We start from the raw sequence: 25047 nt of genomic DNA on the forward strand, positions 1-25047 counted from the left end.
GCCCGCTCACACCTGGAGCCCGGCCGTGAGGAGATCGACGAAGCCGACCTCCTCCTTCGCCACACCGAAGACCTCGGCGCGCAGCATGGTGCGCTCGGCCCAGGCCCGGTGGGGCTTCACCTCGTTCATCTTGTTCGTGTAGGCGGAACGCATCACTCCACCGCCTCCGCTCTCGGGGCGCAGGATGTCTTGAGCATCGCTGAACTCCTCGTGCGACACCACCGAGAGCGCGTGGACCGGGGTGACGTGGGCGGGGTGGATGCAGGTCTTGCCCAGCAGCCCGTTGGCCCGGTCGAGCTCTATCTCGCGCAGCAGCCCGTCCAGGTCGTGCTCGATCAGCGCGGTGCGCAGCTCCTCGACGCCCTCCTCCAGGAAGGGGCTGCGGCGCAGCTGCGGCTTGAAGAGGCGCTGCTGGCTGCGGAAGTACTCCCACACGGGCCCGGTGACGGTGAAGCCGGTGCCGTCGGCGCGGCTGAGCACGTTGACCACGTCGGCGATCACTCCGGCGACGATCTGGACGTCGTAGGCGGTCATGTCGGGGGTGCGGCGCAGTCCGTACGCGGAGCAGAAGTCGGTCACGCCCAGGCGCAGCGCCAGGACCCGCTCGCGGTACTTGTTGACCGTGCGGGAGATCCCGGCGAGGGCCTCGACCCGGGTCTCCAGGTGGAGCAGCTCGGGGGTCTCCAGGACGGGCATCGCGTACAGGCGCGACAGGCCGCTGGCGGCCTCCGCCTGCGCGACGGCGTCGAGGAAGGCGTCCCCCCGGCTCTCGCTGAACTTGGGAAGCACGAATCCGGCCAGTCGCGCCGCCGAGCCGCCGAGCCGGTGCACGAGGTCGGGGATCTGCTCGGGCTCCCGGACGCGGATGAAGAGCAGCGGGAGCTCCGCGGGGTCCTCGTGGAGGGCGGCGAACTGCCGGACGAGGTTCTCCTCGCCCCCGGCGACGTCCGCGTCGCTGATGGAATCCTCCAGGCAGAGGACCATGGAGACGACCCCGAGTCCGGCCTGCTTGCGGATGTCACGGGCGAGCTGGGGCCGGGTGGCCGGGCTGTAGAGCGTGGCTCCCAGCGCGGCCGCGAGCGTGGCGGAGGGGGAGGCGGCGGTGAATTCTGCCGGCTCCTGGTGGAAGAGGTCCTTGCGGACGGTGGGCGAAATATGCCCGAAGTGACGCATGTGCTTCCCCCGTACAGGCTCGGCGGCCGATCTGGCATGGCCGGTAATAGTACGTACGAACGTGAGTCAAGAGTTCCTCAAGCACATGAAATCCAGGTAACCCTCTTGCACCATGCCCAGGTCTCGCGATCCGGACAAGGTCTACGGGGGGCCGCATTGTCCCGCTCCCGTCCGGGAGGGCAGGATGACCGCCATGACGCACGCGATGCAGAAGGGCTCCAACATCCCCGTGGCCGCCTTGGCGGTCCGCGCGGTGCTGCGCTGGACCGGGGGGCCCGACGTGCCCGACGTGGACGCCTCCGCACTGCTCGTGGGGGCGGACGGGCGCGTGCGCTCGGACGAGGACTTCGTCTTCTACAACCAGCCCCGGCACCCCTCGGGGGCCGTCTGGCGCCTCGGGAAGAAGCAGCTCGGCGACGGGATCACCGACGCCGTCCAGGCGGACCTGCGGGCCGTGACACCGGCCGTGGACCGGATCCTGGTCGTCGCCTCCGCCGAGGACGTCCCCTTCGAGCGGGTCCACGACCTGCGGATCCTGCTCTACGACGCCACCGCGACCGGCGGCTCCGAGCCGCTGGCGTACTTCGACGTACGGCCGGAGACGGGCGCCGAGACGGCGCTGATCTGCGGCGAGCTCTACCGGCGGGCCGACGCGTGGAAGTTCCGCGCGCTGGGCGAGGGGTACTCCAACGGGCTCGTCGGCCTGGCCACCGACCACGGGATCTCCGTGGACGAGAACGCCCCCGAGGCTCAGGAGCAGCCCCGGGCGCAGGCCGCCACGGCGACCCCGGCGCCGCCCACCCAGGCCCCGCCGGTCGCCGAGCCCGCCTACGGCTACCCGCAGCCGGTGGCGCAGGCCCCGGTGCCGGCTCCGGGCGGGGACCCGTCCTTCCGGCTGCCGGCGCAGGGCCCGCAGTTCATCCGCCGCTGAGCACGGGGCCCGCGGGAGCGCCCCTGCCGCTCCCCGGCCCCGTCGTGTCAGGTCTTGGTCTTGTAGCCCCGGCCCCACTGGAGGCCCCACCCGTACAGCCGGTCGAGCTCGGCCTGGAACCCGTACACGAAGGTGACCTCGCGCCGCACGATCAGCTCTCCCTTGACGTTCTCCAGGGAGACGACGGCGCAGGAGCGGGCGTGCGGGTGGCGCTCCTCCAGCGGGATCTCGATGCGCGGCCCGGTGATCGGGTAGAGGGTGACCAGGGCGTGCGTCCGGTCGAAGGCCGGGGTCTGGTCGTAGATGTACACGAAGACCAGCAGCCGCTTGATCTCCTCGGCGTGGTCGAGATTGACGAAGATCGTCTCGCCGGAGGGCGCCCCGAACCGGTCGTCCCCGCTGAGTTTCACGTACGGCGGGCTGTTGATGTCCCCGTGCAGGTTCCCCAGGGGCTGGACGACGCCCCGGGTGCCGTCGGTCAGCTCGTAGAGGCAGCCGATGTCGAGGTCGACATTGACCATGCCCTGGGTGTGCGCCTGCACCATGTCCGGTTTGAACAGCTTGAACGGATGCCGGAAGAGCTGCCCGCTCTGGCCGGCGCTGCGGCCGCCGATGTCCGAGGTCCGCATCCGCCAGGAGAGGTTCACGCGCAGATTGCCGTGCACCGCCCCCTGTTTGGTGAGCGATACCGTCGGATGGCGTTTGGTCAGCTCGATCGCGTTCGACGAGGCACTGCCCGACTGGAACTGCGTGCCGCGGCTTCCCCTGATGCCGTCGAAGAATCCCATCCCCACAACCCCCCTGCTCCCTTGGCCCGCTTGGCCCCCTGCAGTCATGCCGGCGTCGCGTCCCGGCATGCGGACGGGGCGGCCCGGTGGGTCCGTGGACCCGCCGGACCGCCCCGCACTTGAGCGTTCCGCATTACCGCCGCGATCATGCCTCGGCGGTGGAACCCTCCAGTTCCAGGCGCTTGTTGCGGCGCACGGAGGACCAGAAGGACCAGGCGATCAGCACGACGCCGACGAGGCCGGTGATGACCTCGTTGATCTCGTGCTGGATGGTGACGAGCAGGATGACGGCGAGCGCGCCGATGGCGTAGTGCGCGCCGTGCTCCAGGTAGACGTAGTCGTCCAGGGTGCCCTGGCGGACCAGGTAGACCGTGAGCGACCGGACGTACATGGCACCGATGCCGAGGCCGAGGGCCATGAGCACGATGTCGTTGGTGATGGCGAAGGCGCCGATGACCCCGTCGAAGGAGAAGGAGGCGTCGAGGACTTCGAGGTAGAGGAACATGAAGAACGCGGCCTTGCCGGCCATGGCGATGGCCGTCACCGGCTTGCCGGACTTCTTGGCGGCTTCCTCGGCCTCGTGCTCGGCCTCTTCCTCTTCTTCGAGCTTGTTCTCGAAGTAGCCGGAGAGACCGCCGACGATCATGTAGGTGATCAGACCGAGGGCGCCCGAGATCAGGACGGTCTGGGCCTTGTCCACGTGGGCGCCGCCGTGCTGGTGGGCCTGGGTGGCGAAGGTCATCGCGGTGATGACGAGGACGATCAGCGCGATGCACGCGGACAGCATGTCGATCTTGCCGAGCTTCGCGAGCGGACGCTCCAGCCAGGCGAGCCACTTGATGTCGCGGTCCTCGAAGATGAAGTCGAGGAAGATCATCAGCAGGAACATGCCACCGAAGGCGGCAATGGACGGGTGGGCGTCCGTGACCAGTTCCTGGTACCGGTTCTTATCGGTGAGGGCAAGGTTGACGGCGTCGATGGGCCCGATCTTGGCGCTGATCGCGACGATGACGACCGGGAAGACCAGTCGCATGCCGAAGACGGCGATCAGGACACCGATCGTGAGGAAGATCTTCTGCCAGAAGGCATTCATCTTCTTCAGGATCCCGGCGTTGACCACCGCGTTGTCGAAGGACAGGGAGATCTCGAGGATGGACAGGATCGCGACGATCCCGAGCGCCTCCCAGCTCCCGTAGAGCAGCGCCGCAACCAGTCCGAGCGCAGTGATTGCGAACGACCAGCCGAAGGTTTTCAGAACCACTGGCATCCCATCGTGTTGTACGGCTTTACGAAACGTTGACCCCGAAGTCTAGAGCGATGCCGCGGAGCCCCGACGCGTACCCCTGCCCCACCGCACGGAACTTCCATTCACCCCCGTACCGGTAGACCTCACCGAAGATCATCGCGGTCTCGCTGGAGGCGTCCTCGGAGAGGTCGTAGCGGGCCAGCTCCTGGCCGTCCGCCTCGTTCACCACGCGGATGAAGGCGTTGCTGACCTGGCCGAAGCTCTGCCGGCGGGCCTCGGCCTCGTGGATCGAGACCGGGAAGACGATCTTGTCCACACCGGCCGGCACCTTGGTGAGGTCGATGATGATCGACTCGTCGTCGCCTTCACCCTCGCCGGTGAGGTTGTCCCCCGTGTGTTCGACGGAGCCCTCGGGGCTCTTCAGGTTGTTGTAGAAGACGAAGTACTCGTCCCCGAGCACCCGGCCGTTGCTGCACAGCAGTGCGCTGGCGTCGAGGTCGAAGTCGGCGCCCGTGGTCGAGCGCGCGTCCCATCCGAGGCCGATCAGAACCCGGGTGAGGTTCGGTGCGGCTTTGGAGAGGGAGACATTGCCCCCCTTGGCGAGTGTGACGCCCATGTTGTGGTCCTCCCCGGACGACGGTGGCGATGTGGCGGTACGGCGATGTGGCGGTACGGCGTGTGACCTTGCGGCGGTACGGCCGTAAAGCCGGTCCGGCGCCGTACACACGAGTGCACGGCGCCGGACGGATGGTACGACTGCTCTGGTCGAGCAGGATCAGACGTTGACGCCGAAGTCCTGCGCGATGCCTCGCAGGCCCGAGGCGTAGCCCTGACCGATGGCGCGGAACTTCCACTCCGCACCGTTGCGGTAGAGCTCGCCGAAGACCATGGCGGTCTCCGTCGAGGCGTCCTCCGACAGGTCGTAGCGGGCGAGTTCGGCGTTGTCGGCCTGGTTCACGACGCGGATGTACGCGTTGCGGACCTGACCGAAGCTCTGCTGGCGGCTCTCGGCCTCGTAGATCGAGACCGGGAAGACGATCTTGGCCACGTCGGCGGGCACGCCGGCGAGGTTGACCTTGATCGCCTCGTCGTCGCCCTCGCCCTCACCGGTGGTGTTGTCACCGGTGTGCTCGACCGAGCCGTCGGGGCTCTTCAGGTTGTTGAAGAAGACGAAGTTCGCGTCGCTGGCGACCTTGCCCTGGTCGTTGGTCAGGATCGCGCTGGCATCGAGGTCGAAGTCGACACCGGTGGTGGTGCGAGCGTCCCAGCCCAGTCCGACGATGACCGCCGTCAGGTTCGGCGCGGCCTTGGTCAGCGAGACGTTGCCGCCCTTGCTGAGGCTGACTCCCACGGGTCCTCCATAAGGTTTTGTGTGGGGCGGGGCCCCGTCGTGCGGTTGCTACCGGATCAACGTTTCGATCCTAGTGACGGGTTCCCGCCTGTACGGGCTTATTCCAGGCGAACGGGCCCGCGTGCCTGCCGGCACACCGTGCCCATGAGCCTGCGGCACGGACTCAGAGGCTGTCGAGGGCCTTGATGTACTCGTTCAGGTCACGTGCGTCGGGCAGTCCGTTGACGACGCTCCAGCGCACGATCCCGTCGCGGTCGATGACGAAGGTGCCGCGCACCGCGCAGCCCTTCTCCTCGTCGAAGACCCCGTAGGCGCGGGAGGCCTCCCCGTGCGGCCAGAAGTCCGACAGCAGCGGGTACTCCAGTCCCTCCTGCTCGCCGAAGACGCGCAGGGTCGGTACCGAGTCGTTGGAGACGGCGAGGAGCTGCACGTCGTCGTTCTGGAAGCGCGGCAGCTGGTCGCGCAGCTCGCAGAGTTCGCCGGTGCAGACGCCGGTGAAGGCGAAGGGGTAGAAGAGCAGAACGACGGCCTTCTCACCCCGGAAGTCGGAGAGCCGCACGACCCTGCCGTGATTGTCCTTGAGTTCGAAGTCCGGGGCCTTGCTGCCGACCTCGATCGCCATCTGTCGCATCCCTTCGTGCCGCGTTCGTCCCGCACCCCTGCGTTGGGCTGTTCGGGTGATCCCACCTTATGGGTCCGCCTGTGGGTCCGCTCGGGGGTCCGCCCCCGCGCGCCCCGCGCGTCCGGCTCCGCGCCGCCCGCGAAACGCACGCACCCCGCCCACCGGAAAGGTTCCGGCGGGCGGGGTGCGTGGGTCCGCATGACTGCGGGGCGCGGCTCAGCGCTTGGACTTGGCCGTCTTCGGAGTCGCCAGCTTGGTGGCGGTCCACTCCTTGCCGACGGGGAGACCCTTCGCCAGCGAGAGGCCGGCGGTCTCGGCGGCCTCGCTGATGTCACTGGCCTCGACAAAACCGTCCTTGCCGGTCTTGGGGGTCACCAGCAGGATCAGTGCGCCGTCCTCGACCAGCTCGGTCGCGTCGACCAGGGCGTCCGTCAGGTCGCCGTCGTCCTCCCGGAACCACAGCAGAACCGCGTCTGCGACATCGTCGTAGTCCTCATCGACGAGTTCGGTGACGTGATCCTCTACGGCATCACGGAATTCCTGATCGACGTCGTCGTCGAAGCCGATTTCCTGGACCACCTGTTCGGACTGGAAACCCAGCCTGGCGGCCAGGTTCTCCGCGTGGTCCGCGGTCGCGCTCACGGGGTGCCTCCTGCTCATGTTCGGTGAATGTTCTTCGGCGGCGCGCGTACGCGCAGCATGGGCGTAGTCCACACGGGCGCGGCGGATCGCGCAAGTACCCGGCCGCCGAGACCGTCGAAACGGTGACGATTGCGGCCGTCTCGCCGCAACTTTCAGCCCTTCCGCATGTACCCCTCGTGATTCATCCCACACCATTCCACCTCATTCGGCACGGCCCCGGGACTTTCGCACCTGTTTGAGGGACGAACGGCCTTGCGAAGGGGGTGATCGTCGTGGGCGTAAGGTTGCGGTTTGGGCGTTGTCGTCGCCACAGCCAGCACAATCCCGCCACCTCCAGGGATTACCCAACGGTAAAGATGACGATTTCTGCCGAGCGTAAGACCATGGGAGGCGGCGAACCCCAGCACGGCTTCAGCACGACTCCCCCGACAGCGAAGGAACAGCGTGGCTTCCGCATCCGATCGCAATCCGATCATCATTGGTGGCCTGCCGAGTCAGGTACCGGACTTCGATCCGGAAGAGACGCAGGAGTGGCTCGACTCCCTGGACGCCGCGGTCGACGAGCGGGGCCGTGAGCGCGCCCGCTACCTGATGCTGCGGCTGATGGAACGCGCCCGCGAGAAGCGCGTGGCCGTGCCCGAGATGCGCTCCACGGACTACGTCAACACGATCGCCACCAAGGACGAGCCCTTCTTCCCCGGCAACGAGGAGATCGAGCGCAAGGTCCTCAACGCCACCCGCTGGAACGCGGCCGTCATGGTCTCGCGCGCCCAGCGCCCGGGCATCGGCGTCGGCGGTCACATCGCCACCTTCGCGTCCTCCGCCTCCCTCTACGACGTGGGCTTCAACCACTTCTTCCGGGGCAAGGACGAGGGCGACGGCGGCGACCAGATCTTCTTCCAGGGCCACGCCTCGCCCGGCATCTACGCCCGCGCCTACCTCCTGGACCGGCTCTCCGAGCAGCAGCTCGACGCGTTCCGCCAGGAGAAGTCGAAGGCCCCGTACGGCCTCTCCAGCTATCCGCACCCGCGGCTCATGCCGGACTTCTGGGAGTTCCCGACCGTCTCGATGGGCCTCGGCCCGCTCGGTGCGATCTACCAGGCCCGGATGAACCGGTACATGGAGGCCCGCGGGATCGCGGACACCTCCAAGTCACACGTTTGGGCGTATCTCGGCGACGGCGAGATGGACGAGCCGGAGTCGCTCGGCCAGCTCTCCATCGCGTCCCGCGAGCACCTGGACAACCTGACCTTCGTCGTCAACTGCAACCTGCAGCGCCTCGACGGCCCGGTCCGCGGCAACGGCAAGATCATGCAGGAGCTGGAGTCGCAGTTCCGCGGCGCCGGCTGGAACGTCATCAAGCTGATCTGGGACCGCTCCTGGGACCCGCTGCTGGCCCAGGACCGCGACGGCATCCTGGTCAACAAGCTGAACACCACCCCGGACGGCCAGTTCCAGACGTACGCCACCGAGACGGGCGCGTACATCCGTAACCACTTCTTCGGCGGCGACCACCGGCTGCGGGCCATGGTCGAGAACATGACCGACCAGCAGATCCAGCACCTGGGCCGCGGCGGTCACGACCACAAGAAGGTCTACGCGGCCTACGCGGCGGCCAAGGCCCACAAGGGCCAGCCGACGGTGATCCTGGCGCAGACGGTCAAGGGCTGGACGCTCGGCCCGAACTTCGAGGGCCGCAACGCGACCCACCAGATGAAGAAGCTGACGGCCGACGACCTCAAGCGCTTCCGCGACCGTCTGCACATCCCGATCACGGACGCCCAGCTGGAGGACGGCGCGCCGCCGTACTACCACCCGGGCCGCAACTCCCCCGAGATCCAGTACATGCACGACCGCCGCAGCGCGCTCGGCGGCTACGTGCCGACCCGCGTGGTGCGCGCGAAGCCGCTCCAGCTGCCGGGCGACGCCACGTACGCGGCCGCCAAGAAGGGTTCGGGACAGCAGTCGATCGCCACCACCATGGCCTTCGTCCGCATCCTGAAGGACCTCATGCGGGACAAGGAGATCGGCAAGCGCTTCGTGCTGATCGCCCCCGACGAGTACCGCACCTTCGGCATGGACGCGTTCTTCCCGAGCGCCAAGATCTACAACCCGCTGGGCCAGCAGTACGAGGCGGTCGACCGCGACCTGCTGCTCGCGTACAAGGAGTCGCCGACCGGCCAGATGCTGCACGACGGCATCTCGGAGGCGGGCTGCACGGCCTCGCTGATCGCCGCGGGTTCGGCGTACGCGACGCACGGCGAGCCGCTGATCCCGGTCTACGTCTTCTACTCGATGTTCGGTTTCCAGCGCACGGGTGACCAGTTCTGGCAGATGGCCGACCAGCTGGCGCGCGGTTTCGTCCTCGGTGCGACCGCCGGCCGGACCACCCTCACGGGTGAGGGCCTGCAGCACGCTGACGGCCACTCGCAGCTGCTGGCCTCGACGAACCCGGGCTGTGTGGCCTACGACCCGGCGTACGGGTACGAGATCGCGCACATCGTCAAGGACGGTCTGCGGCGCATGTACGGCCCCGACGCCGAGGACGTCTTCTACTACCTGACGGTCTACAACGAGCCGATCCAGCACCCGGCCGAGCCGGCCGGCGTGGACGTGGACGGGATCCTCAAGGGCATCCACCGGATCTCCGAGGGCACCTCGGGAGCCGTCGGGGCGCAGATCATGGCCTCGGGCGTGGCGGTGCCGTGGGCGCTGGAGGCGCAGCGGATCCTGGCCGCCGAGTGGAACGTCAAGGCGGACGTCTGGTCGGCGACCTCCTGGAACGAGCTGCGCCGCGAGGCCGTCGCCGTGGAGGAGCACAACCTGCTCCACCCGGAGGAGGAGCAGCGCGTCCCGTACGTGACCACCAAGCTGTCCGGCGCGGAGGGTCCGTTCGTCGCGGTCTCCGACTGGATGCGGGCGGTCCCGGACCAGATCTCGCGCTGGGTGCCCGGCAAGTACACCTCGCTGGGCGCGGACGGCTTCGGCTTCGCGGACACGCGGGGCGCGGCCCGGCGCTTCTTCCACATCGACGCGCAGTCGGTGGTCCTCTCGGTGCTGACCGAGCTGGCCAAGGAGGGCAAGATCGACCGTTCGGCGCTGAAGCAGGCGATCGACCGGTACCAGCTGCTGGACGTCCGGGCGGCCGACCCGGGCGCGGCCGGGGGCGACGCGTAGCCGTCACTTCTGCGTGAGGGGCGCCGGTACACCTGTCCCGGCGCCCCTTACGCGTTCTTTACGATGCTCGGCATGAAACAACCCTCCCCCCAGGCCCGGTGGGAACGCCGCACGCAGACGCCGCTGCTGGTGCTCGCCCTGGGATTCGGCGTGGCCTACGCGGTGCCCATCGTCCTGCCCGACGCGAGCCAGGCGGTGCACAGCGCCTGCCGGCACGCGGAGTGGGTGGTGTGGGCGGCCTTCGCCGCCGACTACCTGATGCGGCTGGGCCTGGCGGACTCGAAGAAGGCCTTCGTACGGACCCACTGGCTGGACCTGGCGGCGGTGGTGCTGCCGATGATCCAGCCGCTGCGGCTGCTGCGGGTGGTCTCCACCCTGATGCTGGTGGGCCGGCGGGCCCGGATGGCCCCGCAGATCCGGCTCACCACGTACGTGGCGGGCTCGGTGGTCGGCCTGCTGATGTTCGGCTCGCTGGCGGTGCTGAGCGTGGAGCGCGACGCCCCCGAAGGCAACATCAAGAACCTCGGGGACGCACTCTGGTGGTCGGTGACCACCATGACGACGGTCGGGTACGGGGACCACTCCCCCACCACGGGCCTCGGACGGCTGCTGGCGGTCGGGCTGATGCTGTCCGGGATCGCCCTGCTGGGTGTGGTCACCGCGAACATCGCGGCCTGGTTCATCTCCCGCTTCGAGCGCGACGACCTGGTCGAGCGCGCCCAGACGGCGGCGATCACCGAACTGACGGCGGAGGTACGGGCGCTGCGTGCCGAGGTCGCCCGGCTCGGCGGGCAGCCCGGCCTGGGCGCCGGGGTCGGCGCCCAGGCCGGGCCGGTCCAGGCGGGCGGCGGCGCCGTCAGCGCTCCCACACCTTGAACGCCCTGACCTGGTAGGGCGACTGGGGCAGCCAGACCCCGTCGCCCGGGTAGGTCTGGAACTCACCGGTCTCGGCGCATTCGGCGGACTGGTAGGTGGTGACCGGGCGGCCGGTCCGGTTCGTGAGGGACTGGGCGGTGGTCCCGGCGGGCAGGGCGGTGCAGCTGTTGATGTCGAGGGTGCTGAGCTCGTGGGTCGTGCGGGCCCCCTTGAACTCCGGCTTCGCCCACAGGCACAGCTGCCCGGTGGCGCAGGCCCCGAGGGCCGGCGGCCCGGCGGCCCGCCCCTTCGTCTTGGCCCGCCCGGAGGCCCGTACGGGAGCCGGAGCGTCGGCGCGGGCCTGCGCCCGGGCCTGCGCTTGAGGCTGCGCCGGGGCGAGGCCCGCCGCGTGGGCGGATTCCGCGGTGCCGGGGATCAGCAGGGTGGCGGCGAGAACGGTGGCCGTGGCGGCGGTGCGCTGCGAGAAAGTGGTGCTCCACGTACGCATGACGGGTCAACTCCTGGTGGACGTACGGGCCCCGGACCGATTCCGAAGCTCCGTCGGCACCACGCTGACCTGCGCGGACGTCCCGGCGGAAGGGGCCGCGAGCGTGTCCACCCTGATAGGCGACAACCCCGCCGGATCGCCCGGCGGGGCTGCCTCGGCCCCGGAGTTGACGCCTCCGGGGCCACCGTGACCGCCACGGCCGCCCGGCCCGGGACACGGTGCCAGCGGGACACCGTGCCGGGGCGGGAGGCCGGGGCGGAGCTAGATGTGGGCCGCGCCCGCTCCCGCGGCGGCGTTCTCGCCGCGCTTGGTGAAGCCGGCCACGACCGCGGCGAGTACCGCGACCACGCCCGCGACGGTGAAGGCCGTGCTCATCCCTGACACGAACGTGTCGTGCGCGACCCCCGTGATGGTCGCCGCGAGCTGCTCGGGAGCCTCCGGCGGGATCGGGGAGATGCCGACCTGGATGCCCTTCTCCGCGAGGTCCGCCTGCTCCGGGGTGAGCGGCGGCAGTCCGGCCCCGGCCCAGTTGTCCTCGAAGACGCTGCCGACCTTGCTCGCCATGACCGCGCCGAGCACGGCGGTGCCCAGGCTGCCGCCGACCTGCATGGCGGCCTGCTGCAGACCGCCGGCCACGCCCGAGAGCTCCAGCGGGGCGTTGCCGACGATGACCTCGGTGGCGCCGACCATGACGGGCGCGAGCCCGAGGCCCATCAGGGCGAACCAGAGCGACATGGTGGGGGTGGAGGAGCCCGGGGTCAGCTGGGCCATCCCGAAGCAGGCGACGGCGGTGGCGACCATGCCCGCGACGAGCGGCGGCCGGGGGCCGACCTTGGTGATGGCGAGGCCCGCCAGCGGCGAGCCGATGATCATCATGCCGGTCAGCGGCAGCAGGTGCAGGCCGCTGTCGACGGGGCTCATGCCGTGGACGTTCTGCAGGTAGAAGGTGACGAAGAAGAGCCCGCCCATGAAGGCGAAGGCCATCAGGACCATCAGCACCGTGCCCGCGGACAGCGGGAGCGAGCGGAACATCCCGAGCGGGATCAGCGGCTCGGAGACGGAGTTCTCCCAGAAGGCGAAGGCCACGAAGCACAGGACGGAACCGCCGAGGAAGGCGAGCGTCTTCGTGTCGCCCCAGCCCCACTCCGAGGCCTTGATCAGCGCCCAGATCAGCGAGAACATCCCGGCCGACAGCAGCAGGATGCCCAGCACGTCGAAGGAGCGCGGGGCGTTCTCGGCCCGGTGGTCGACCAGGATGAACAGGCCGAAGGCGAGCGCGAGGATGCCGACGGGCACGTTGATGAAGAAGACGGACTGCCAGCTCACGTTCTCGACGAGCAGGCCGCCGACGATGGGCCCGGCGGCGGTCGAGGCGCCGATGACCATGCCCCAGATGCCGATGGCCATGTTGAGCTTCTCGGCCGGGAAGGTGGCGCGCAGCAGGCCCAGCGCGGCGGGCATCAGCAGCGCTCCGAAGACGCCCTGGGCGACGCGGAAGCCGATGACGAGCTCGACTCCACTGGACAGGCCGATGGCCGCCGAGGAGACGGCGAAGCCGGCGATGCCTATGAGGAAGGTCTGGCGGTGGCCGAAGCGGTCGCCGAGCTTGCCCGCGGTGATGAGGGAGACCGCGAGGGCGAGCAGGTAGCCGTTGGTGATCCACTGGACGTCGGCGAGCGAGGCACCGAGGTCCTTCTGGATGGCCGGGTTGGCGACGGCGACGATCGTGCCGTCGAGGGTGACCATCATGACGCCGATCGCGACGGCGAACAGGGTGAGCCACGGGTGGCCCCGGAGGCCCGTACGGGCCGGCGAGGGGCCCGGTTCCTTGGTGAGCGAGAGTGCGTCCCCGCCGTCGACGGTGATCTGACTAGTCATGCGGACAGATTAGTGACAGCGACTGACACTTCACAGACCGGTTCGTCGGACAACCTCTGTCAGGTCGGTCACAGGTACCCTGACGGCCGTGATGACCGATCAGCGGCCCGCGTCCGCACCGCCGGCCGGACTGCGCGAGCGCAAGAAACAGCGCACGCGCGACGCACTGCTGCGCGCGGCCCTCCTCCTCTTCATCGCCCAGGGGTACGAGGAGACCACCGTCGACGAGATCACCGACGCCGTTGACGTCTCCCAGCGCACCTTCTTCCGGTACTTCGCCAACAAGGAAGAGGTCGCCTTCGCCGTCCAGGACCTGGTCGAATCGCACTTCGTCGAGGCGCTGCACTCCCGCCCGCCCGCCGAGGGCCCCTTCGAGGCCATGCGCTCGGCCGTGCTCGCGGCCTGGGACACCGTCGACGAGGCCATCTCCGACCTGGTCCCCATCGACCTGTACATGCGCACCTACCAGCTGATCGAGTCCACCCCGGCCCTGCTCGCCGTGCACCTGCGCCGCTCCACCGAGCTGGAGGAGCGCATCGCCCGGCTGCTGGCCGAGCGCGAGGGCCTGGACGTGGACGCCGACCCGCGCCCGCGGGTGGCCGTCGCCGCCTTCACGGGGGTGATGCGCGTCACCGGACGGCTCTGGGGGCAGGGCGAGGACACCAGCGTGGCCGCCATCCGGCGGATGACCGAGGTCTACCTCGACCAGATCGGCCCGGCGCTGGCCTCCGACTGGCGCCGGCCCGCTTGACCTGCGCGGTTCCCGACCGGCCGGGCGAAGACCCGTACGGATGCGGACGCCCGCACGCCCGGTCCCGTACGGGAGCGCCGCCGCCGGCCGTCCCACGGTCGGGCGTGAGTCCCGTCACCCGGCGCGCAGGCACGCTCGGCGGTCTCCTAGGCTGGGCTCAGTGAACCTGCCCGGCCCCGCCCATCCCCGCCCCGCCGACGCCCCCGCGCGCCCGGCCGCCCTGCACGCGCTGCTCGCGCTGACGGTGGTCTTCCTGATGCTCGCCACCACGGGCTGGACGGCCGTCTACCGGGCCGCGGACGACCCGTCCCCGCGCCAGGCGGCGCTCGCGTCCTGGGCTGCGTCGCGCTTCGACGGCCGGGCCCTGCCCGCCGCGGATGCCCCGGCAGGCGTGGTGGCACGTTTCTTCGCGAGCCTCGACGGCGCCCAGCACGCCCGGCTCGCCGAGGGCCATCCGCTGGTGGTCGGCAACCTCGACGGCGTGCCGCCCGGTGTCCGCTACCGGGCCAACCGGATGGCCCTGCAGGAGGCCGCCCGGGTCGAGGGCATCCGCGCGCACGACATCACGCTGGCTCCCTCCGACCGCGCCACCGCCGCCCGGCGCTCCCACCGCTTCGAGTCCCTCGCCGAGCCCGGCCGGCAGATCCTCGTCTTCGACCCCACCGGCGGCGCCCTCGTCGCGGAGGTCTTCGGCGACCTCCGCGAGGCCCGCCGGGTCTCGGTGGTCGTCCCCGGGGTCGACACTGACGCGCTCACCTTCGAGCGCACGGTGCGCCGGCTGACCTCCCCCGTCGGCATGGCCGAGTCCCTGTACGCGGCCGAGCGCGCGGCCGCCCCCGGCAGCCGGACCGCGGTCATCGCCTGGGCCGGCTACACCGCCCCGACCGGAGTCGGCATGGACGCGGCGACCGGGCGGCTGGCCGTGGACGGCGCGGCGAAGCTGCGCACGCTGACCTCAGGGCTGCCGGGGCGGGCGAGCGTGGCGCTGTTCTGCCACAGCTACGGATCCGTGGTCTGCGGGGTGGCGGCGCACGAACTGCCGCCCCGGGTCACGGACATCGTGGTGGCGGGCAGCCCCGGCATGCGCGCCGGGAACGCCGCCGAGCTGGGGACCTCCGCGCGGGTGTGGGCGATGCGGGATGCCGGTGACTGGATCGCCGACGTGCCCCACCTGGAGTTCGGGGGCCTGGGCCACGGCGCGGATCCGGTCTCCCCGGAGTTCGGCGCGCGGGTCCTGTCGGCGGCCAAGGCCAAGAGTCACACCGGCTACTTCGAGCCAGGGACCGAATCTCTGGACAACTTCGCCAAAATCGGAACCGGTGCGTTCGGTTCCACCGTGTGCGCCGCCGGGGACGACACCTGCCGACGCGGAACATCCGGTACGGACGGTCCCTGACCGCTCCGACGACCCGAAATCGGACCTCGCAGCGGGGGGACGCACGGGGGTGCGTCCCTTTACGATGTGCCGCATGGGTGACGTACTGGCCGGAAACCATGCCGTCTGGGAGTTCGACCGCACCACGAACTCGCTCATCATCCGCTTCGCACGGGGGATACGAACGCCCAGACTCTGGCACGCCCTGGGGGAACGCCGGATTCCTGTGGAGGCGTTGACCGGGGTGGGCCTGACCGTGGGACGGCGGGACACCCTGGTGCTGCACGCCCGCGTGCGGGCGGGAGCGGACCCGCTGATGGAGGCCGCGGCGGGGCAGTTGCGCGAAGTCTGCGATCCGTACCGGCTGGTGCTGCCGGGTGGCGGCGCGGGGGCCGTCCGGGCGGCCGCCTTCACCGAGGCCCTGCGCGAGCGGCTCGGTCCCGCCGGACCGGCCGAGCGGTTCCTCGTCCGCGTCCCGGAGCCGCCGGCCACGCTGAAGGCGTACGACGCCCGGCTCTCCTTCGACGGCGGCGCCGTCACCTTCCGCTGGTCGCGCACCGGGGCCACCAGCGCCAAGTGGAAGGCGGGCGACCAGCGGTATCCGCTGGCCGCCCTGGCCGGACTGGTCTGGCACTCCCCGGAACGGCCCGGAGGCCACCTGCGGCTGCTGCCCCGCGAGGGGGTCGGTGATCCGCGGCCGGACCACGATCTGGCCTCCGTGGTCTTCGGCGTGGGGTGCGGGGCCGTGCACGAGTCACTGCCGTTCGCGGCGGCGGTGCTCGCGGCTCTGCGGGTGCGCAGCCCGGTCGCGGCCGTGCCCCCGCAGCGGTCCTGGGAGCGGATCCAGCATCTCGCCGAGCTGCACAGCGCGGGGCTGCTCACCGACGCCGAGTACCGCGCTCTACGTGACCGCTTCACGGCCGGGGCCTGACCCTGCGGGGCTGTCCCCTACCCACCCTTCCACCGTTCCCTGGGGCTCCGCCCCAGACCCCGCGCCTCAAACGCCGGCGAGGCTGAATGTGCCCGCCGCCGGCGAGAATCCAGCCCCTCCGGCGTTTGAGGAGCGGGGGTCCGGGGGCTGGCCCCCGGCAACGGCGCCGGGCGCGGTTGCCCCTCCCGCGCCGCCGACGTGGAGCTCATGTCGGGGTAGCGGTCGCCCGCCACCTGGGTGGCGATCGGGTCCAGGAGGGACAGTTCCGCTGCCGTCAAGGTGATGCGGGTCGCCGCCGTGTTCTCCGCGAGGCGGGAGGGCTTGCGGGTGCCCGGAATCGGGACCACCGTCAGACCGTGCACCGCCGAACGCCGCTGCACCCACGCCAGGGCGATCTGCGCCAGCGTGGCCCCGCGGGCCGCCGCGATCTCGCGTACCGGCGCCAGCAGCGCCGCGTTCGTCCTCGCGTTGTCGCCGGTGAACCGGGGCTGGTAGCGCCGGAAGTCATCGGCCGTCAGATCCGCCGAAGCGTCCGCGAAGGCCCCGGTCAGGAAGCCGCGCCCGAGCGGGGAGTACGGCACGAAGGCCACGCCCAGCTCCGCCGCCGCGCCCACCGCGCTGCGCTCCACGTCCCGGCTGAACAGCGACCACTCCGACTGGAGCGCCGCGATCGGGTGCACCGCGTGCGCCTCGCGCAGCTCGGCGCCGGTCACCTCGCTGAGCCCGAGGTGGAGCACCTTGCCCTCCTTCACCAGCTCCGCCATCGCGCCCACCGACTCCGCGAACGGCACGGCCGGATCGCGCCGGTGCATGTAGTAGAGGTCGATCACGTCGGTGCCCAGCCTGCGCAGGCTGTCCTCCACCGCGCCGCGGATGTACGCGCGGTCGTTGCGGACCGCCCGGTACTGCGGGTCGTCCGTCCGCTCTATGGCGAACTTCGTGGCGAGGGTGATCCGGTCGCGGTGCGCGGCCACGAACGGCGCGAGGAACTCCTCGTTGGCGCCCCGCCCGTAGATGTCGGCGGTGTCGAAGAGGGTGACCCCGGCCTCCAGCGCCGCGTCCAGCGTCTGCCGGGCGGCCGCCTCGTCGGTGGCCCCGTAGAACTCGCTCATGCCCATGCAGCCGAGCCCCTGGACGCCCACCAGCGGGCCGCCCCGGCCCAGTTCGACCTGCTCGAGGACTGCCGTGGGCCTTGCCGTGTTCCCTGCCGTGTTCCCGGTCATGTCCGGTCTGCCTCTCCCGCGACGTTGGTGCACATCGCATACGTATCGATCTTGTAGTCCAGGACGGCGAGCGCGTCCGTCAGTTCCGCGATCCGCGTCCGTACCTCGTCGCGCGTGCGCTCCAGCAGTTCGCGCCGGTCGTCGGCGGTGTGCGGGCCCTCGCGGACGAGTTCCGCGTACCGGACCATGTCCGCCACCGACATTCCGGTGGTGCGCAGCTTCCCGACGAAGCCGAGCCAGTCGAGGTCCTTGTCGGTGAACCGCCGCTGCCCCGAGTGCGAGCGGTCCACGTGCGGCATGAGGCCGATCCGCTCGTACCAGCGCAAGGTGTGCTGGGTCAGACCGGTCCGTGCCTCGACCTCGCTGATCGTGTACCGCGTCCGCGTCTGCAGGGGGGTCTGCGTCAGGCTCATGCCTCCACGCTAAATCCTTGGAGTGCACTCCAAGCAAGTACCCTCGGCCGCATGGAGAGCTTGCAGAGTCTGCGCATCATCGAGAACTGGCCGGTTCCGACCGCCGCCGCGGCCGTCGTCCATGCCGACGGGACCGTGCTCGGTACGCACGGCCCGGTGGACCACCGCTTCCCGCTGGCCTCCGTGACCAAGCCGCTCACCGCCTACGCCGCCCTCGTCGCCTACGAGGAGGGCGCCATCGAGCTGGACGAGCCGGCCGGGCCCCAGGGCTCCACCGTGCGCCACCTGCTCGCCCACACCAGCGGTCTGGCCTTCGACGAGCACCGGGTGACGGCGCCCCCCGGGGAGCGCCGGCTCTACTCGAACGCCGGTTTCGAGGAGCTCGGCGACCACATCGCGAAGGCCACCGGGATCCCCTTCGCCGCGTACCTGGCCGAGGCCGTCTTCGAGCCGCTGGGCATGACGTCGAGCAGCCTGGAGGGCTCTCCCGCCAAGGACGGCGTCTCCACCGTGTCCGACCTCCTGCGCTTCGCCGCGGAGCTCCAGCAGCCCCGGCTGCTGGACGTCCGCACCGTCGCGGAGGCCACCGCCGTGGTCCACCCCGGGCTCAAGGGCGTCCTGCCCGGCTACGGCCACCAGGCCCCCAACGACTGGGGCCTCGGCATGGAGATCCGCGACGGGAAGGCCCCGCACTGGACGGGCGCCGGTTCCTCGCCGCGCACCTTCGGACACTTCGGGCAGTCCGGGACCTTCCTGTGGGTGGACCCGGACGCCCGCGCCGCCTGCGTGGCGCTGACGGACCGCGCCTTCGGGCCGTGGGCCGTCGAGGCCTGGCCCCCGTTCACCGACGCGGTGCTCGCCGAGCTCAGGACCCGCTGAGGCCCCTGCCCGGGGACTCGCCTACGAGAACTCCCAGATCAGCACCTCGGCCGGCGATCCGGCGACCAGCTCCAGCTCCGGCTCGCCGGTGATCCGCGCCGAGTCCCCGGGGCTGAGCTCCTCGGCGCCGTCGGCCGATCCGCCGTCCAGCCGCAGGTCTCCCCGTACGACGTGCAGGTACACCCGTCCGGCGGCCGGTACGGCGACCCGCTCGCCCGCGCCCGGACGGCGTACGTGCAGGACGGCCCCGGCGGCGGGCACGGCGTAGGGCGTGCTGTCGGCGATGCCCCTGACCAGCGTGTACGAGGGCTCCCCGGCCGGATCGGCCGGGGCCAGCCACATCTGGACGAACCGCAGCGGGCCGGGGCCGTCGTTGCGTTCCACGTGCCGGGTCCCGGACGCCGCGGCGAGGTGCTGTACGTCACCGGGCCGCACCAGGGTGGCGGCGCCCGTGGCGTCCCGGTGGGTGAGCTCTCCCTCGGCCACCCAGGTCACGATCTCGGTGTGGCTGTGGGGGTGCTCGTCGAAGCCCGCGCCGGGGGCGAGGCTCTCCTCGTTGCACGCCAGGAGCGGGCCGAAGCGCAGGTTGTCGGGGTCGTAGTGCGCGCCGAAGGAGAAGGCGTGCCGGGTGGTGATCCCCGCGGCGTCGACGTCAGGGCCCCCGCCCTCGTACCGGTCGGAGCCTCGGCGTACATCAATCATGGAGGCCACCGTAGCCCCCGGAGCGCGGCCCGGGACGGGACCGGACTCCGCGCACCGGCCCCGATAAGGCAGTCTTGTCACGTGCCCCAACCCGAACGTGAGCATTCACCCGTGGTCCACTCCGCGCATCCGGCTCCGGCCCATCCGCACGCGGCGACGCTGCGACGACTGGAGAAGTCCTCCGGCCGGCTCGCCGCCAACGCCATCGCGCGCATGGACGAGACGCTGTCGTGGTACCGGGCGATGCCGCCGGAGAACCGGTCCTGGATCGGTCTGGTCGCCCAGGCCGGTATCGCCGCGTTCACCGAGTGGTTCAGGCATCCGGAGACCCCCCAGGCGATCTCCACCGATGTCTTCGGGACGGCTCCGCGCGAGCTGACCCGGGCGATCACCCTGCGCCAGACCGTCGAGATGGTGCGCACCACGATCGAGGTCATGGAGACCGCGATCGACGAGGTCGCGGCGCCCGGCGACGAGTCGATCCTGCGCGAGGCCCTGCTCGTGTACGCCCGGGAGATCGCCTTCGCGACCGCCCAGGTGTACGCCCAGGCCGCCGAGGCCCGCGGTGCGTGGGACGCCCGGCTGGAGTCCCTGGTGGTCAACGCGGTGCTGTCCGGGGAGGCCGACGAGGGCGCGCTGTCCCGGGCTGCGGCCCTCGGCTGGAACTCCCCCGAGCACGTGTGCGTGGTGCTGGGCACGGCTCCGGAGGGCGACAGCGAGCTGACGGTCGAGGCGATCCGGCGGGCGGCCCGCCACCACAAGCTGCAGGTGCTCACCGGTGTGCTGGGCGACCGGCTCGTGGTGATCGCGGGGGGCAGCGACAATCCGATGCAGGTGGCGAAGTCGCTGATCGGGCCGTTCGCGGCCGGTGCGGTGGTCGCCGGGCCGGTGGTCCCGGACCTGCTGAACGCCACGAAGTCGGCGCAGGCGGCCGCGGCCGGACTCAAGGCCTGTACGGCGTGGCAGGACGCTCCGAGGCCGGTCCTCGCGGATGATCTCCTGCCGGAGCGTGCGATCGCCTCCGACCCTTCGGCCCGCGAGCAGTTGGTGGAGGAGATCTACAGACCGCTCGAAGAGGCGGGCTCCGCCCTGCTGGAAACGCTGAGTGTTTATCTGGAGCAGGCGAGCAGCCTGGAAGGGGCGGCCCGGATGCTGTTCGTGCACCCGAACACCGTGCGCTACCGGCTGCGACGTGTGACAGACGTCACCGGCTGGTCGCCCTCGGATGTCCGCTCCGCGTTCACGCTGCGGATCGCCCTGATCCTCGGGCGTCTGGCCGACGGCGATCCTCAGTCCTAAGCTTTTGTCGGACATCAACAATTACCCCGATGGTTCTTCGTCCCTGTCCCCACGGGCGGCGCGGACCGAACACAAGAGAGAGTGTGAGGGTGCTCGTACTCGTCGCTCCCGGCCAAGGCGCACAGACGCCCGGCTTCCTGACTCCCTGGCTCGAACTGCCCGGCGCCGCTGACCGCGTCGCCGGCTGGTCGGACGCCATCGGGCTCGACCTTGCCCACTACGGCACGAAGGCCGACGCGGACGAGATCCGCGACACGGCCGTCGCACAGCCCCTGCTGGTGGCCGCGGGCCTGCTCGCCGCGGCCGAACTGACCACCAAGGTCGGCCCCGGCGCCTTCGGCGCCGCAGCGGGCCACAGCGTGGGCGAGATCACCGCCGCCGCGTACGCCGGGGTGCTGTCCGACGCGGACGCGCTGTCCTTCGTACGCACCCGCGGGCTCGCCATGGCCGAGGCCGCGGCGACCACCGCGACGGGCATGGCCGCCGTTCTCGGCGGGGACCAGGACGTCGTGGTCGCGCACCTGGAGAAGCTGGGTCTGACCCCGGCCAACGTCAACGGCGCGGGCCAGATCGTGGCCGCCGGGACCATGGAGCAGATCGCGGCCCTGGAGGCCGAGAAGCCCGAGGGTTCCATGAAGGTCGTCGCCCTCAAGGTCGCGGGCGCCTTCCACACGCACCACATGGCTCCGGCGGTCGCCGGTCTGGAGAAGGCCGCAGCGGCCCTGTCCCCGGCCGACCCGGCGCTGACGTACGTATCGAACAAGGATGGTCAGGTCGTGACCACGGGCGCCGACGTCGTCGCCCGGCTGGTTGGCCAGGTGGCCAACCCGGTCCGCTGGGACCTGTGCATGGAGACGTTCGCCGCACTGGGCGTCACCGGGATCGTCGAGCTGTCCCCCGGTGGCACCCTGACGGGTCTGGCCAAGCGCGCGCTGAAGGGCGTACCGAGCGTGGCGCTGAAGACCCCGGACGATCTCGACAAGGCCGCGGCGCTCGTATCCGAGCACGCGGTCTGAGAGAAGGAGCCCACTCAGCATGTCGAAGATCAAGCCTGCCAAGGGCTCCCCGTACGCCCGCATCCTCGGTGTCGGCGGCTACCGTCCGACCCGCGTGGTGCCGAACGAGGTCATCCTCGAAACCATCGACTCCTCCGACGAGTGGATCCGCTCCCGGTCCGGCATCGCGACGCGTCACTGGGCCTCCCCCCAGGAGACCGTCGCCGCGATGTCGGTGGAGGCCTCGGGCAAGGCCCTGGCCGCCGCCGGGATCGCTCCGGAGAAGATCGGCGCCGTGATCGTCTCGACGGTGTCGCACTTCAAGCAGACCCCGGCCGTGGCGACCGAGATCGCGCACCGCATCGGCGCGGGCAAGCCCGCCGCATTCGACATCTCCGCGGGCTGCGCCGGGTTCGGCTACGGCCTGACCCTGGCCAAGGGCCTCGTGGTCGAGGGTTCCGCGGAGTACGTCCTCGTCATCGGCGTGGAGCGGCTCTCGGACCTGACCGACCTGGAGGACCGCGCGACGGCCTTCCTGTTCGGTGACGGCGCGGGCGCCGTGGTCGTCGGACCCTCGGACGAGCCTGCCATCGGCCCCACGGTGTGGGGCTCGGAGGGCGACAAGTCGGAGACCATCAAGCAGACCGTGCCGTGGGACGAGTACCTCGGCAAGGACAGCGGAGAAAAGTTTCCCGCCATCACGCAGGAGGGTCAGGCGGTCTTCCGCTGGGCCGTCTTCGAGATGGCCAAGGTGGCCCAGCAGGCGCTCGACGCAGCCGGGATCACCGCCGATGACCTGGACGTCTTCATTCCGCACCAGGCGAACATGCGGATCATCGACTCGATGGTGAAGACTCTGAAGCTGCCGGAGCACGTCACGGTCGCCCGTGACATCGAAACCACCGGCAACACCTCGGCCGCCTCGATCCCGCTCGCAATGGAGCGGCTCCTGGCGACCGGAGCAGCGAAGAGCGGCGATACCGCGCTCGTCATCGGCTTTGGGGCGGGGCTCGTCTACGCCGCCACGGTCGTTACCCTCCCCTAGGGCCCGGGATCCACATCCCGGACTCCGTTCGACCCCCAGCTAGCTATAGAAGGAGCGCCAACATGGCCTTCACCAAGGAAGAAATCGTCGAAGGTCTCGCGGAGATCGTCAACGAGATCGCGGGCATCCCGACCGAGGACGTCGAGCTTGAGAAGTCCTTCACCGACGACCTGGACGTCGACTCGCTGTCCATGGTCGAGGTCGTCGTCGCCGCCGAAGAGCGCTTCGAGGTGAAGATCCCGGACGAGGACGTCAAGGGTCTCAAGACCGTCGGCGACGCCGCGAGCTACATCCTCAAGCACCAGGCCTGAGCCTGACGAGCGTTTGTCGCCACCTGGCGGTGGCGCCGTGACAATTCACCCCCTGAAACGTGGAGAAAGAATTCCTGTGAGCCCGACCAATCGCACCGTGGTCGTCACCGGTATCGGCGCAACCACTCCGCTGGGTGGCGACAGCGCTTCGACCTGGGAAGGTCTGCTTGCCGGCCGTTCCGGCGTAAAGCCCCTCGAAGGTGAGCGCTACGCCGAACTCCCGGTCCGTATCGCCGCCACTGCCGCCGTGGACCCGAGTGAGGTCCTCCCCCGGCCGCTGGCCCGCAAGTTGGACCGCTCGGCCCAGTTCGCGATCATCGCGGCCCGCGAGGCATGGGCCGACGCCGGCTACACCGCCCCGGCGGGCGAGGACGCGTCCATCGCGCCCGAGCGCCTGGGCACCGTCATCGCCTCCGGCATCGGCGGCGTGACCACCCTGCTCGACCAGTACGACGTACTGAAGGAAAAGGGTGTGCGCCGGGTCTCCCCGCACACCGTCCCCATGCTCATGCCCAACGGCCCGTCGGCCAACGTCGGCCTGGAGGTCAACGCCCGCGCGGGTGTGCACACTCCGGTCAGCGCCTGCGCCTCCGGCGCCGAGGCCATCGGCTACGCCGTCGAGATGATCCGTACCGGCCGTGCCGACGTGGTCGTCGCCGGCGGCACCGAGGCGGCGATCCACCCGCTGCCGATCGCGGCCTTCGCCAACATGATGGCGATGTCCAAGAACAACGAGAACCCGACCACGGCCTCCCGCCCGTACGACAAGGCCCGCGACGGCTTCGTCCTCGGCGAGGGCGCCGGCGTCATCGTCCTGGAGTCCGCCGAGCACGCCGCCGCGCGCGGCGCCCGCGTCTACTGCGAGGTGCTGGGCCAGGGCCTGTCCGCGGACAGCCACCACATCGCGCAGCCGGAGCCCACCGGCCGCGGTGTCTCGGCCGCGCTGCGGAACCTGCTCGACAACACGGGTCTGGACCCCGCCGAGCTGGTCCACGTGAACGCGCACGCCACGTCCACCCCGCAGGGTGACACGGCCGAGCTGAAGGCCCTGCGCAAGGTGCTGGGCGAGGACCTCGACCACATCGCGATCTCGGCCACGAAGTCGATGACCGGTCACCTCCTGGGTGGCGCGGGCGGCATCGAGACCGTCGCGACGGTGCTGGCGCTGTACCACCGCCTCGCCCCGCCGACGATCAACCTCGACGACATGGACGACGACATCGACGCGGACATCGTGCGCGACGAGCCCCGCAAGCTCCCGGCGGAGGGCCCGATCTCCGCGATCAACAACTCCTTCGGCTTCGGCGGCCACAACGTCTCGCTGGCGTTCCGGACCGTCTGAGCCAGGCGCTGACGCGTAGAAGGCCCGCCCGGGGTTTCCCGGGCGGGCCTTCGGCATGTCGGCATGTCCGGGGCTCAGACCACTTGGTGGAGCCAGCGCACCGGGGCGCCCTCGCCCGCGTAGCGGAAGGGTTCGAGCTCGTCGTCCCAGGGTTTGCCGAGCAGTTTGGCGATCTCCTCCTCCAGGTCCGTCTCGCCGTGTGCGGACCGGGCGAGTGCGGCGCGCAGCCGGTCCTCGGGGATCAGGATGTCGCCGTGCATGCCGGTGACGGCGTGGAAGATGCCCAGGTGCGGGGTGGAGCTGTAGCGCTCTCCCTCGGCGGTCGGACAGGGTTCCGCGGTCACTTCGAAGCGGAGCAGGTGCCATCCGCGCAGCGCGGAGGCGAGTTTCGAGGCGGTGCCCGCCTCGGCCTGCCAGGAGAACTCGGCTCTCCAAGTGCCCGGGGAGGCGGGCTGACGGATCCAGTCGAGGTTCACCCGCACCCCGAGCACCCCCGCAACAGCCCATTCCACGTGCGGGCAGAGCGCGCGCGGTGCGGAGTGCACGTACAGGACTCCACGTGTCGTCACCGGGACCTCCAGTGTGGGACGAGGTCGGGAATAAACTCCAG

General features: G+C 70.6%; 24 protein-coding genes and 1 pseudogene. 12 read left to right on the forward strand and 13 right to left on the reverse strand.

The features are described 5' to 3' along the window. Positions 1 to 6: 6 nt before the first annotated feature. Entirely contained in the window at positions 7 to 1173 is a 1167-nt protein-coding gene (locus OG435_RS15625) for an HpcH/HpaI aldolase/citrate lyase family protein (RefSeq protein WP_266877464.1), read from the reverse strand. A gap of 193 nt (positions 1174 to 1366) precedes the next feature. On the opposite strand from OG435_RS15625, the gene OG435_RS15630 reads away from it, so the two are divergent. Continuing rightward, positions 1367 to 2104, forward strand: coding sequence for a TerD family protein (locus tag OG435_RS15630; protein WP_266881761.1), 738 nt, complete (start codon positions 1367 to 1369; stop codon positions 2102 to 2104). A 47-nt stretch (positions 2105 to 2151) separates the two neighbouring features. On the opposite strand, the gene OG435_RS15635 is transcribed toward OG435_RS15630, so the two are convergent. The 6 genes from OG435_RS15635 to OG435_RS15660 all read right to left on the reverse strand — a co-directional run bounded on the left by OG435_RS15635 (position 2152) and on the right by OG435_RS15660 (position 6753). After that, the gene (locus OG435_RS15635) at positions 2152 to 2892 is read right to left on the reverse strand and encodes a TerD family protein (protein WP_250745558.1); all 741 of its coding nucleotides are present in this window, start codon (positions 2890 to 2892) and stop codon (positions 2152 to 2154) included. 145 nt (positions 2893 to 3037) lie between these two features. After that, on the reverse strand, positions 3038 to 4153 hold the full coding sequence (locus OG435_RS15640; protein ID WP_266881763.1) for a DUF475 domain-containing protein: 1116 nt from the start codon (positions 4151 to 4153) through the stop codon (positions 3038 to 3040). A 25-nt stretch (positions 4154 to 4178) separates the two neighbouring features. Then, positions 4179 to 4754, reverse strand: a complete 576-nt coding sequence (locus OG435_RS15645) for a TerD family protein (protein WP_266877467.1) — start codon at positions 4752 to 4754, stop codon at positions 4179 to 4181. Between the two features lie 159 nt (positions 4755 to 4913). Then, positions 4914 to 5489 carry a TerD family protein gene (locus tag OG435_RS15650; RefSeq protein WP_112446263.1) on the reverse strand — a complete coding sequence of 192 codons (576 nt, stop codon included), beginning with the start codon at positions 5487 to 5489 and terminating at the stop codon, positions 4914 to 4916. A 163-nt stretch (positions 5490 to 5652) separates the two neighbouring features. Next, complete coding sequence (locus OG435_RS15655) at positions 5653 to 6111, reverse strand: peroxiredoxin (RefSeq protein ID WP_250745560.1); 459 nt, start codon at positions 6109 to 6111, stop codon at positions 5653 to 5655. Between the two features lie 216 nt (positions 6112 to 6327). Then, positions 6328 to 6753 carry a DUF3052 domain-containing protein gene (locus OG435_RS15660; protein ID WP_266877468.1) on the reverse strand — a complete coding sequence of 142 codons (426 nt, stop codon included), beginning with the start codon at positions 6751 to 6753 and terminating at the stop codon, positions 6328 to 6330. 444 nt (positions 6754 to 7197) lie between these two features. Between OG435_RS15660 and aceE the strand changes: the two genes are divergently transcribed. Beyond that, on the forward strand, positions 7198 to 9930 hold the full coding sequence (gene aceE, locus OG435_RS15665; RefSeq protein ID WP_266877469.1) for a pyruvate dehydrogenase (acetyl-transferring), homodimeric type: 2733 nt from the start codon (positions 7198 to 7200) through the stop codon (positions 9928 to 9930). A gap of 72 nt (positions 9931 to 10002) precedes the next feature. Next, on the forward strand, positions 10003 to 10806 hold the full coding sequence (locus OG435_RS15670; RefSeq protein WP_266877470.1) for a potassium channel family protein: 804 nt from the start codon (positions 10003 to 10005) through the stop codon (positions 10804 to 10806). Here the strand turns inward: OG435_RS15670 and OG435_RS15675 are convergent. Both OG435_RS15675 and OG435_RS15680 read right to left on the reverse strand, forming a co-directional pair. Beyond that, positions 10787 to 11293 carry a peptidase inhibitor family I36 protein gene (locus OG435_RS15675; protein ID WP_266877471.1) on the reverse strand — a complete coding sequence of 169 codons (507 nt, stop codon included), beginning with the start codon at positions 11291 to 11293 and terminating at the stop codon, positions 10787 to 10789. The two genes, OG435_RS15670 and OG435_RS15675, sit on opposite strands and share 20 nt — an antisense overlap. Before the next feature lie 261 nt (positions 11294 to 11554). Then, positions 11555 to 13171 (reverse strand): MFS transporter, encoded by a 1617-nt coding sequence (locus OG435_RS15680; RefSeq protein ID WP_266877472.1) that lies wholly within the window; start codon positions 13169 to 13171, stop codon positions 11555 to 11557. Positions 13172 to 13262: 91 nt separating this feature from the next. Here OG435_RS15680 and OG435_RS15685 point away from each other — a divergent pair, with 91 nt between their 5' ends. The 3 genes from OG435_RS15685 (at position 13263) to OG435_RS15695 (ending at position 16228) form a co-directional block, all read left to right on the forward strand. Beyond that, positions 13263 to 13922, forward strand: coding sequence for a TetR/AcrR family transcriptional regulator (locus tag OG435_RS15685; RefSeq protein WP_266881765.1), 660 nt, complete (start codon positions 13263 to 13265; stop codon positions 13920 to 13922). 256 nt (positions 13923 to 14178) lie between these two features. Continuing rightward, entirely contained in the window at positions 14179 to 15318 is a 1140-nt protein-coding gene (locus tag OG435_RS15690; protein ID WP_266881767.1) for an alpha/beta hydrolase, read from the forward strand. A 64-nt stretch (positions 15319 to 15382) separates the two neighbouring features. Then, positions 15383 to 16228 carry a DUF4429 domain-containing protein gene (locus tag OG435_RS15695; RefSeq protein WP_266881769.1) on the forward strand — a complete coding sequence of 282 codons (846 nt, stop codon included), beginning with the start codon at positions 15383 to 15385 and terminating at the stop codon, positions 16226 to 16228. A 182-nt stretch (positions 16229 to 16410) separates the two neighbouring features. Here OG435_RS15695 and OG435_RS15700 read toward each other — a convergent pair. Beyond that, positions 16411 to 17451, reverse strand: a pseudogene (locus OG435_RS15700) (aldo/keto reductase); the annotation flags it as partial. Next, on the reverse strand, positions 17448 to 17864 hold the full coding sequence (locus OG435_RS15705; RefSeq protein ID WP_266877473.1) for a MerR family transcriptional regulator: 417 nt from the start codon (positions 17862 to 17864) through the stop codon (positions 17448 to 17450). The pseudogene OG435_RS15700 and the gene OG435_RS15705, both read right to left, overlap by 4 nt. Before the next feature lie 51 nt (positions 17865 to 17915). Here OG435_RS15705 and OG435_RS15710 point away from each other — a divergent pair, with 51 nt between their 5' ends. Next, positions 17916 to 18743 (forward strand): serine hydrolase domain-containing protein, encoded by an 828-nt coding sequence (locus OG435_RS15710; protein ID WP_266877474.1) that lies wholly within the window; start codon positions 17916 to 17918, stop codon positions 18741 to 18743. Between the two features lie 21 nt (positions 18744 to 18764). Here OG435_RS15710 and OG435_RS15715 read toward each other — a convergent pair whose 3' ends face one another. After that, a complete protein-coding gene (locus tag OG435_RS15715) occupies positions 18765 to 19445 on the reverse strand; it encodes a pirin family protein (protein ID WP_266877475.1) in 681 nt (226 codons plus the stop codon). A gap of 111 nt (positions 19446 to 19556) precedes the next feature. Between OG435_RS15715 and OG435_RS15720 the strand changes: the two genes are divergently transcribed. The 5 genes from OG435_RS15720 (at position 19557) to fabF (ending at position 24437) form a co-directional block, all read left to right on the forward strand. Continuing rightward, positions 19557 to 20744, forward strand: coding sequence for a PucR family transcriptional regulator (locus OG435_RS15720; protein ID WP_266877476.1), 1188 nt, complete (start codon positions 19557 to 19559; stop codon positions 20742 to 20744). An 89-nt stretch (positions 20745 to 20833) separates the two neighbouring features. Continuing rightward, positions 20834 to 21760 (forward strand): ACP S-malonyltransferase, encoded by a 927-nt coding sequence (locus OG435_RS15725; protein WP_266877477.1) that lies wholly within the window; start codon positions 20834 to 20836, stop codon positions 21758 to 21760. Positions 21761 to 21779: 19 nt separating this feature from the next. Further along, positions 21780 to 22784, forward strand: a complete 1005-nt coding sequence (locus OG435_RS15730; protein WP_266877478.1) for a ketoacyl-ACP synthase III — start codon at positions 21780 to 21782, stop codon at positions 22782 to 22784. 62 nt (positions 22785 to 22846) lie between these two features. After that, complete coding sequence (locus OG435_RS15735) at positions 22847 to 23095, forward strand: acyl carrier protein (RefSeq protein ID WP_266877479.1); 249 nt, start codon at positions 22847 to 22849, stop codon at positions 23093 to 23095. Between the two features lie 76 nt (positions 23096 to 23171). Then, on the forward strand, positions 23172 to 24437 hold the full coding sequence (fabF, locus tag OG435_RS15740; RefSeq protein ID WP_266877480.1) for a beta-ketoacyl-ACP synthase II: 1266 nt from the start codon (positions 23172 to 23174) through the stop codon (positions 24435 to 24437). Positions 24438 to 24511: 74 nt separating this feature from the next. On the opposite strand, the gene OG435_RS15745 is transcribed toward fabF, so the two are convergent. Continuing rightward, positions 24512 to 25006 (reverse strand): DUF3145 domain-containing protein, encoded by a 495-nt coding sequence (locus OG435_RS15745; protein WP_254385450.1) that lies wholly within the window; start codon positions 25004 to 25006, stop codon positions 24512 to 24514. Between the last annotated feature and the right edge of the window lie 41 nt (positions 25007 to 25047).

This window comes from Streptomyces sp. NBC_01264 (assembly GCF_026340675.1).
GTDB lineage: Bacteria > Actinomycetota > Actinomycetes > Streptomycetales > Streptomycetaceae > Streptomyces.

Excerpts from the sequence above, each read along its gene's own strand:
- OG435_RS15625 (WP_266877464.1), bottom strand. The coding sequence starts at position 1,173 with ATGCGTCACTTCGGGCATATTTCGCCCACCGTCCGCAAGGACCTCTTC.
- OG435_RS15630 (WP_266881761.1), top strand. The coding sequence starts at position 1,367 with ATGACGCACGCGATGCAGAAGGGCTCCAACATCCCCGTGGCCGCCTTG.
- OG435_RS15635 (WP_250745558.1), bottom strand. The coding sequence starts at position 2,892 with ATGGGATTCTTCGACGGCATCAGGGGAAGCCGCGGCACGCAGTTCCAG.
- OG435_RS15645 (WP_266877467.1), bottom strand. The coding sequence starts at position 4,754 with ATGGGCGTCACACTCGCCAAGGGGGGCAATGTCTCCCTCTCCAAAGCC.
- OG435_RS15655 (WP_250745560.1), bottom strand. The coding sequence starts at position 6,111 with ATGGCGATCGAGGTCGGCAGCAAGGCCCCGGACTTCGAACTCAAGGAC.
- OG435_RS15670 (WP_266877470.1), top strand. The coding sequence starts at position 10,003 with ATGAAACAACCCTCCCCCCAGGCCCGGTGGGAACGCCGCACGCAGACG.
- OG435_RS15675 (WP_266877471.1), bottom strand. The coding sequence starts at position 11,293 with ATGCGTACGTGGAGCACCACTTTCTCGCAGCGCACCGCCGCCACGGCC.
- OG435_RS15680 (WP_266877472.1), bottom strand. The coding sequence starts at position 13,171 with ATGACTAGTCAGATCACCGTCGACGGCGGGGACGCACTCTCGCTCACC.
- OG435_RS15685 (WP_266881765.1), top strand. The coding sequence starts at position 13,263 with ATGACCGATCAGCGGCCCGCGTCCGCACCGCCGGCCGGACTGCGCGAG.
- OG435_RS15690 (WP_266881767.1), top strand. The coding sequence starts at position 14,179 with ATGCTCGCCACCACGGGCTGGACGGCCGTCTACCGGGCCGCGGACGAC.
- OG435_RS15695 (WP_266881769.1), top strand. The coding sequence starts at position 15,383 with ATGTGCCGCATGGGTGACGTACTGGCCGGAAACCATGCCGTCTGGGAG.
- OG435_RS15705 (WP_266877473.1), bottom strand. The coding sequence starts at position 17,864 with ATGAGCCTGACGCAGACCCCCCTGCAGACGCGGACGCGGTACACGATC.
- OG435_RS15710 (WP_266877474.1), top strand. The coding sequence starts at position 17,916 with ATGGAGAGCTTGCAGAGTCTGCGCATCATCGAGAACTGGCCGGTTCCG.
- OG435_RS15715 (WP_266877475.1), bottom strand. The coding sequence starts at position 19,445 with ATGATTGATGTACGCCGAGGCTCCGACCGGTACGAGGGCGGGGGCCCT.
- OG435_RS15730 (WP_266877478.1), top strand. The coding sequence starts at position 21,780 with ATGTCGAAGATCAAGCCTGCCAAGGGCTCCCCGTACGCCCGCATCCTC.
- OG435_RS15735 (WP_266877479.1), top strand. The coding sequence starts at position 22,847 with ATGGCCTTCACCAAGGAAGAAATCGTCGAAGGTCTCGCGGAGATCGTC.